Consider the following 7,544-nt stretch of genomic DNA (forward strand, 5'->3'; position numbering starts at 1 on the left):
ACCCCGACCCGCTCCACCCCGAGCACCTCAGCGAAGATGCCGGCCAAAATCTCCTCGGTCAGCGTCGAGGGCGCCCGGTACCGATCCACATCGGTGTAGCCCGGGGCCGGCAGGGCGCGTTTGTCGAGCTTGCCGTTGACCGTCAACGGCAACGCCGCGATCGCCACCACCGCCGCCGGCACCATATAGCCCGGCAGCCGCTCGGCAAGCGTGGGACGGATCGCGGCCGGGTCAGCGGCGCCGGTGACATAGCCGACCAGGCGCTGATCCCCAGGACGGTCCTCACGCACGATCACCGCCGCCTGCTCCACCCCCTCCAGCGCGTTGAGCGCGGCTTGGATCTCCCCTAATTCGATCCGATGCCCACGTATCTTGACCTGCTCATCAGCACGCCCCAGATAGCGCAACTGCCCATCAACACCCCAGGCCACCAAATCCCCGGTGCGATACATCCGCGCACCCGCCGCCTCGAACGGGCACGCCGTGAACCGCGACGCGGTCAATCCCGCCCGGCGCACATAACCCACCGCCAACTGCGGGCCGGCGAGATACAACTCACCGACCACCCCGGCGGGCACCGGGCGCAACCAGTCATCCAGAACGAAAAACGCCGCCCCGGGCACCGGCCCACCGATCGGCGGGGCCCCCGAACCCGCGGACAGCGGAGCCGACAGCGCGACCCACATCGTCGCCTCGGTCGGACCGTACTCGTTGATCATCACCCGACCCGGCGCCCAACGATCCACCACCTCCGGCGGGCAGGCCTCCCCACCCACCAGCAACATCACCGAGTCCAATCCCTGCGGAGACAACATCCCCGCCGCCGACGGCGTCTGACACAACACATCGACGCGTTCATCGACCAGCAGGGTGTGCAACGCCTCCGGAGATGCCGCCACCTCCTCGGGCACCACCACCAACTGCCCGCCATGCAACAGCGCCCCGAAAATCTCCCACCCGGAAATATCGAAACTGTAGGAATGCCACTGCGACCACACCAACCCCGCCGCAGCCAAGCCCTCGTCCAACGAGCCCATCAACTCGGTCACGTTGGCATGGGTGATGCCCACCCCCTTGGGCACACCGGTGGTGCCCGAGGTGTAGATCAGATACGCCAGATCGTCGGCAGCCGGCACCGCCAGCGCCGTGCTGGACTCGGCCTCGATGCGCGGGTCGTCGATATCGACGACCAACACCTCACAGCCATCGAGGCGCCCCGCCAACCCCGCCGTCGTCAACGCCGCGACAGGAGCGGCATCAGCGACCATGAACTCGACGCGCGACTCCGGATGCGCCGGATCAATCGGCAGATAAGCGGCCCCGCATTTGAGCACCCCCAACATCGACACGATCGCCTCAGCGCAGCGGGAAAACACCAACGCCACACACTGCCCCGGCCCCGCCCCCAACCCGGCCAACAGATGCGCCACCCGATTCGACGCCGCATCCACCTCGCCATAAGTCCACGACCGGCCCCGATCCCGAATCGCCAGCGCCTGGGGGTCGCGGGCCACCTGCGCGGACCACACCGACGGAATCGATACCCCCGCGCCCGCCCGGGTCAACACGGGCCGATTACCCCAGCCGTCCAACCCGGCGCGCTCACCAGCGTTCAGCAGGTCGATCGAGGACAACACCCGCCCCGGATCAGCCGTCATCGCCCCCAGCAACCGACCCAACCGATCCGCCAGATCAGTGACATCAAAGCTCGACCACGGCTGCCCGGACCCCACCGTGCTCAAGGAAAGCTCATCACCAGAACTGGAGAAAAACAGACCAAAGCCGTCCACGACCGCGCCGTTGGTCAACGACGCCGAGGCCTGGGTACCACCGAAGGGCAGCGTGAACCGAGACGGCAGAAAGTTGATGTTCACCCGGGCAGTCGACGGATTGCGCGTCAAGGAGTGCACCGGAAAACGCTGATGCTGCAACGCTTCTCGGATCCGGGTGTCCACATGCTCGCAAAAACTGGCCACCGTCGATTCCGGGTAGACCCGCACCGCCAGCGGCACCACCCCGGCCACCATCCCCGGAAGCGTCTTCGATTCGGGCAGCACGCGCCGGTTGACCGGGAAGTCGAACACCACCTCCGAACCCGTTCCACACCACCCATGCACCAACAGCGCACACGCCGCGGTCACCACCGACGAGCGCGGCACATTACGCACACGGCAGAACTCATCGACCCGAGAAAGAACCACCGGATCCAACCCGATCGGCTCAGAGGGCCAAAATGAATCACGCGGATCTGCCGTGTCGGCTAGCCGATACGGCGGTTCGCTCTCGCTGGGAAGGTTCTCGGACCAATAGGCCAGATCGTCCAGGTAATCGGCGGACGCCTCATAGGCCGACTCACACTCCACCAGCTCCTGCAGCGAGCCGAAAACACCCGTAGGAATGGGCGCACCGGAAACAACCGCTGAGTAAACGGCGGCCACCCGTTGTCCGATCAAGACGATGCCGGTTCCATCGACGACGATATGATGGCCGCAGGCAAACAAATAAAATTCGTCGAACTGCGTCTGGAATAAAGCGAATTTGAATAACGGCCCAGAAAGCGACATCGGGGTGCGTTGAATCGACATCGCCAACGCGCGGGCTTCTTCTACTGGGTCGTCGGCTGACCTCAAATCGTGAAACGTCAGTTCGACGTGCGGGTAATCAATCACCCGCTGCACGACTTGGCCGTCGACCTCGAGAAAAACCGCCCGTACCGGCTCGGCCTCGGCGACCGCCCTGCTGATCGCCCACTCCAGGGCATCACGCTCTACCCGGCCGTCGATTCGGACGAACAGGCCGAGCTCCCACTCCCGCCCGGAATGACGCGTTTCCTGTGCAAGCCAGATGTCGAGCTGACCACGCGTCAGCGGAAGCGCCTGGTTATTCACCTCCACACGGCTCCCCCACCCCCCACCGGGTCAGTTATCAGATGCTCGGCCCGCCGCCAGCCTCTCGCGCAGACTCTTCGGCCGAATATCAGGCCAGTTCTGCTCGATGTAGTCCAAACACGCCGCCCGGTCCGCTTCGCCATAGACGACTCGCCAGCCAGCCGGAACATCGGCGAAAGTCGGCCACAGGCTGTGTTGCTCCTCGTCGTTGACCAAGACGAAAAACGTGCCGTTGTCGTCGTCGAACGGATTGACGCTCACAGATTCTCCAGACCATCTAGTTGATATGAGTGGAACCGCTCCAAACCATACTGAAAGCCAGCAGGCCGCTTCGGGGTTTCGGCAAAGTTCCTGGTATTGCTCCCCCACGAAGCTCAGCAAAGCGGCTCGTCAAATGGCGCGCCGCGCGAGGTCCCGAGGCGATAGTAACTTGCGAAGCCTTGTCGTCAACCAGCGTGCCGCTTGTCCGCGTCCGACGAGCAGCGAAACCGGAGCGTTGCACGGTCCGTGGCGGCATGGATGTGGACCTGTCCAACGGGGTTGTTTCCACTCGGGATTGCGAGTTGGATGCCGAACCCGTAGGAGATGCGATGTTATTCCCGGCGAAAGCGTCGGCACCACCTATCCTGTCTTAGTGATCATCTGCCGACGTACTGCCTCAACGGGTCCCGCCGGGCCATCCGTTCTTCGTCCAGCTGCAGTGCGGATCGATGTTCTCCGCACAGCAACCCGCGAGAAGAGCGCACGGACTGACGTTGCCTGGGTCGCTGGCAACTTTGGTGCGCCTCGTTGTTAGGCATGTCGGCCCGGGCGGACCGCTGCATCAGGACCGACCCTGCGCGGAGCAGCGAGCTCCTCGCTGAGTTCGGTGTGAGACGCGAAGAGCGCCCGTGACGGTTTCCGCCGAGCAGTCAGGGATCGCCACCCGTCCAGTCGCCCTGTTCGTGTTGGGGATGCACCGCTCTGGAACGTCGGCCCTGACACGCGTTCTTTCGCTGTGCGGTGCTGCGCTACCCGCCGCCCTGTTGGCTGCCGACGTGGCCAACCCTCGTGGTTACTGGGAACCGCGTGCCGCGGTCGACCTCAACGATGGGATCCTGCAGCGCCACGGCAGCGATTGGGCCGACCCCACACTTCGCCTGCAACGGGAGGGCGCGTTCGATGCCGAGGAGCAGGCCGCCTGCATCGCCGAGATCAGCGACTTCTTCGCGACGTTGCCAGCCGCGCCAATAGTGGTTATCAAGGATCCGAGGATCACATTGCTGTCCACCGTGTGGTTCGAAGCCGCCCGTCGGGCGGGATTCGCAATCGCGGTCGCTATCGCAGTGCGCCACCCAGAAGAGGTCACCGCCTCGCTTGCCGAGGTCAGTGGAGCCTCGTCGGAACCCTCGCCGGACCTCGCGAACGCCCTATGGCTTACATACAACCTGCTGGCCGAGCGACAGACGCGGGGAGTGCCGCGCGTGTTCATCGACTACGTCAACCTCCTGGACGACTGGCGCAAGGAAACACTACGGATTTCCGCCGCGCTGGATATCGACCTCGATACCCGAGATGAGAGGGCAATCGAGGCGTATCTCCAACGAGGTCTTCATCGCCACCGACACGGCGGTCCGCCGGCAAACCTCCTGGGAACAGATTGGCTCTCCGACGTCTACGAAGCGCTGGGCGCGGCCGCGAGGGACCAACACCCGGACGAATCCACACTCGATCGTGTTTATGAACAGTACCGACTCAGCGCACCAAGCTTCGGGGCTGCATTCGAGGAATACCGCGAACTCCGCGACAGCGTGCGCCGAAAGTCGTCCGTCAGGTCGCTAATCAAGGAAGCTGTCGCAATGGCTCGTCGGCGCGGAGCCTCTCGAGGTTAGACCGAGCCGAGACGACGAGATTCGTCATTCGAGGACGCAACTTCCGGGAACGTCGCTTCTGCGCTTCTCGAGGTAGTAGGACGATCAGTGGACCGATTCCGTGGGCCCGGCGCTATCACCTCGATGGCCTGCGCCTGTCGATCACGCGCAAGCGAGCCTGTTCTTCTAAGAGATCGGCGGCGGCAGCGACGCTTTCGGCGGGTTTCGTCATGCGAGAGGCCACCTCGCGCGCCCGATCAGTGTACCGACCATCGAGTATGGTGCGCAGGTCCGCGAGCAGCGATTTTTCGGTTGTCGCTGAGAAACGCCGAGCGGTGCCAACCCTCAGTCGTTTGACCGCACCTCCCCAAATCGGCTGATCGGCCATGGTCCAAAGGATCAACGTGGGGACTCCTGCACGTAGTCCTATCGCCGTGGTGCCCGAGCCGCCATGGTGGACGACTGCCCGGCAGGCGGGAAAAACCGCCGCGAAGTTCACCTCACCCACGACCTTGACGTGGTCCGACTCGGGAACATCGTTCATGTCACCCCAGCAGGCGGAGACCAATGCCCGCTCGCCCAACTGTGCGCAGACTTCACTGATCATGGCGACCGTGTCAGCTGGAGAGTCCAGCGGCGTACTACCAAAGCCGAAGAATATTGGCGGTGTCCCCTCCGCGATCCACGATGCGGCCTCCTCGTCGGCGTCGGTCGGCAATTCCATCGTCAAAGCGCCGACAAAGGGCCGTTGACCATCCCACTTCATCCACTCGGCCGCGAGTCCAGGAAAGCAAATGTCGTCGTAAGCTTGGATTTCCAAGAATCCACGATCGGCGATCCGCCATGGCACAGGGCCTGTGGCCTTCGGTAGGCCAAGTTCCCGACGCTGCGCATCGTCCTTCTTCTTGGCTCCCATGCGCCAACTGAGCCATTGATCCACCCTCATTGCGGAGCGGCCCAACGCCCCCGGCAGAAACGGCACGAGCTGACCATTGGCATGGACAGGGTGATAGTGGAATGTGACCAATGGAATGTCGTAATACTCCGCGATATTGAGGGCTGCCTGCTGAAAGCTCAGGCCGGTGAAAAGTAGCTCAGCCCCGTCCGCCAGCGACCTCAGTGGCGTTGTGACCTGCTCCCAGCAGCGGTCCACTTGCTCCAAGAGTTCAGAACGTGCTTTGTGCAGGTCCTGGATTCTCCAGGAGTTGCGGAACATAGACACCCAGACATTGCGGTAGGCGTCCAGCCACGCCTCCGTCTCCAACCCGTAGGCGACCGCCTCAAGCCCAGCCGATTGGGCGAAGTCGACCAGGTCTGGTGGGACGGCAATACACACTTCATGCCCACGACGCGCCAGTTCACGGCCGACAGCGGCGCCGGGCTCGACATCGCCGCGAGTTCCATAGCACGCAAGTAGATACTTCATGAGCTTGTATCACAGCCTTCCCCACCCAGTGCGTGTAGGCGATCACCGGTCGAGGTAACTATCCTTGATTCTCAGACGATGGGCGGGACGTTCGACTCGTTGAACCGGTACCGCTTCAAGTAGCAACCAGTGTGGGCTTCGAAGTTCGCTGCGACGTACGGTATCGTCCGGACGTCAAGGAGGGCGCGTGAAACCCACTTTCATCAGGTTAGCGGCGAAGTTTGCTGAATCCGTCGCGCTTGGGTTGATGCTTTTTATCGCAGCAGGCACCCTCGATTACTGGCAAGCGTGGGTCTTCCTGGTGGTGTTCAACCTCGCTGGATGGCTGCCCAGCATCTACTTGATGAAAACAAATCCCGCTGCGTTCGAACGCCGTATGCGTGGAGCGACGGCAGAGACTCGGACAGTTCAAAAAATCGTCATCTACGGCTGGCTGTTGTCGGTGCCGGCGGCGTTCCTGGTCAGCGGCTTAGACCACCGCTTTGGTTGGTCGCAGGTTCCCACGGCGATCTGTTTGGTCGGCGACGTTCTCGTAGCCGTTGGATTGATTTCGGTCACGGTGGTCGTGGTTCAAAACAGTTACGCGGCAGCGAATGTACAGGTGGAGGGCGACCAAAAGATTGTTTCTACCGGCCTGTACGGAATGGTCCGGCACCCCATGTACACCGGCGGCTTGGTCATGCTGATTGGCATCCCCCTTGCCCTCGGTTCTTACTGGGGACTCCTTACCGTCATACCTGCGGGGATATCACTCGCTCTGCGAATCCAAGACGAGGAGAAGCTGCTACAGCAAGAACTGGACGGATATGGCGACTACACCCAAAGGGTCCGCTATCGCCTGCTGCCGTGTGTCTGGTGAAGTCGCGAAAATACGCACCCTGATTGAACCGCCGAGTTTCGGCTCGAGCGAGCGTAAGGTACTGTCAGGAAGCTGAATTCCTCGGCGGCACAGTGGAATTAACTATGCTCCTCCGCTGATGCGGAGCACCAAACGCTTGAACCGCGCTTGAACCGATAGTGTAGGTCAGTACCCGCTGCGTGTCAGCTTGAAGCCGGTGTTAACTATTCGACAGAGCGGGGCATGTCTGCGAGCTGACTACTCAAGCTTCTAACCGAAGGCGCGTTCAACAGGCTGGTGACAGCGAGCTGGATATCAAGGGCTGCATTGATTGCGGAAATAAGCCGCATCGCGCAAAGTGAATCTCCGCCTAGGTCGAAGAACGACTCATCGACGTCCACTCGGTCGACGGCCAACACCTCCGCGAAGATGTCGGACAGAACTTGCTCGACCGGCGTAGTCGGGGCGCGATAATTTCCGAGCGTGCCGGACTGCGCGGGCGTTGGCGCCTCATTGGTCACCGGAATGGTCACCGGCTGGCT

The 7,544-nt window shown here is 62.5% G+C and carries 6 protein-coding genes; 2 read left to right on the forward strand and 4 right to left on the reverse strand.

The annotated features are described in order from the left end of the window. On the reverse strand, positions 1-2,894 hold a 2,894-nt coding region (locus tag A5650_RS03720), incomplete at its 3' end, for a non-ribosomal peptide synthetase (RefSeq protein WP_067286422.1). Between the two features lie 24 nt (positions 2,895-2,918). Then, complete coding sequence (locus tag A5650_RS03725) at positions 2,919-3,149, reverse strand: MbtH family protein (RefSeq protein ID WP_067286424.1); 231 nt, start codon at positions 3,147-3,149, stop codon at positions 2,919-2,921. Between the two features lie 692 nt (positions 3,150-3,841). Here A5650_RS03725 and A5650_RS03730 point away from each other — a divergent pair. Next, complete coding sequence (locus A5650_RS03730) at positions 3,842-4,759, forward strand: sulfotransferase family protein (RefSeq protein ID WP_067286429.1); 918 nt, start codon at positions 3,842-3,844, stop codon at positions 4,757-4,759. A 115-nt stretch (positions 4,760-4,874) separates the two neighbouring features. Here A5650_RS03730 and A5650_RS03735 read toward each other — a convergent pair whose 3' ends face one another. Then, entirely contained in the window at positions 4,875-6,164 is a 1,290-nt protein-coding gene (locus tag A5650_RS03735; RefSeq protein WP_067286425.1) for a glycosyltransferase, read from the reverse strand. 247 nt (positions 6,165-6,411) lie between these two features. Here A5650_RS03735 and A5650_RS03740 point away from each other — a divergent pair, with 247 nt between their 5' ends. Further along, on the forward strand, positions 6,412-7,023 hold the full coding sequence (locus tag A5650_RS03740) for a methyltransferase family protein (RefSeq protein WP_067286431.1): 612 nt from the start codon (positions 6,412-6,414) through the stop codon (positions 7,021-7,023). 203 nt (positions 7,024-7,226) lie between these two features. Here A5650_RS03740 and A5650_RS27645 read toward each other — a convergent pair whose 3' ends face one another. Beyond that, entirely contained in the window at positions 7,227-7,535 is a 309-nt protein-coding gene (locus A5650_RS27645; RefSeq protein ID WP_502687041.1) for a phosphopantetheine-binding protein, read from the reverse strand. Positions 7,536-7,544: the final 9 nt, after the last annotated feature.

The sequence above is a fragment of the Mycobacterium sp. 1164985.4 genome (genome assembly GCF_001668575.1).
Classification (GTDB): domain Bacteria; phylum Actinomycetota; class Actinomycetes; order Mycobacteriales; family Mycobacteriaceae; genus Mycobacterium.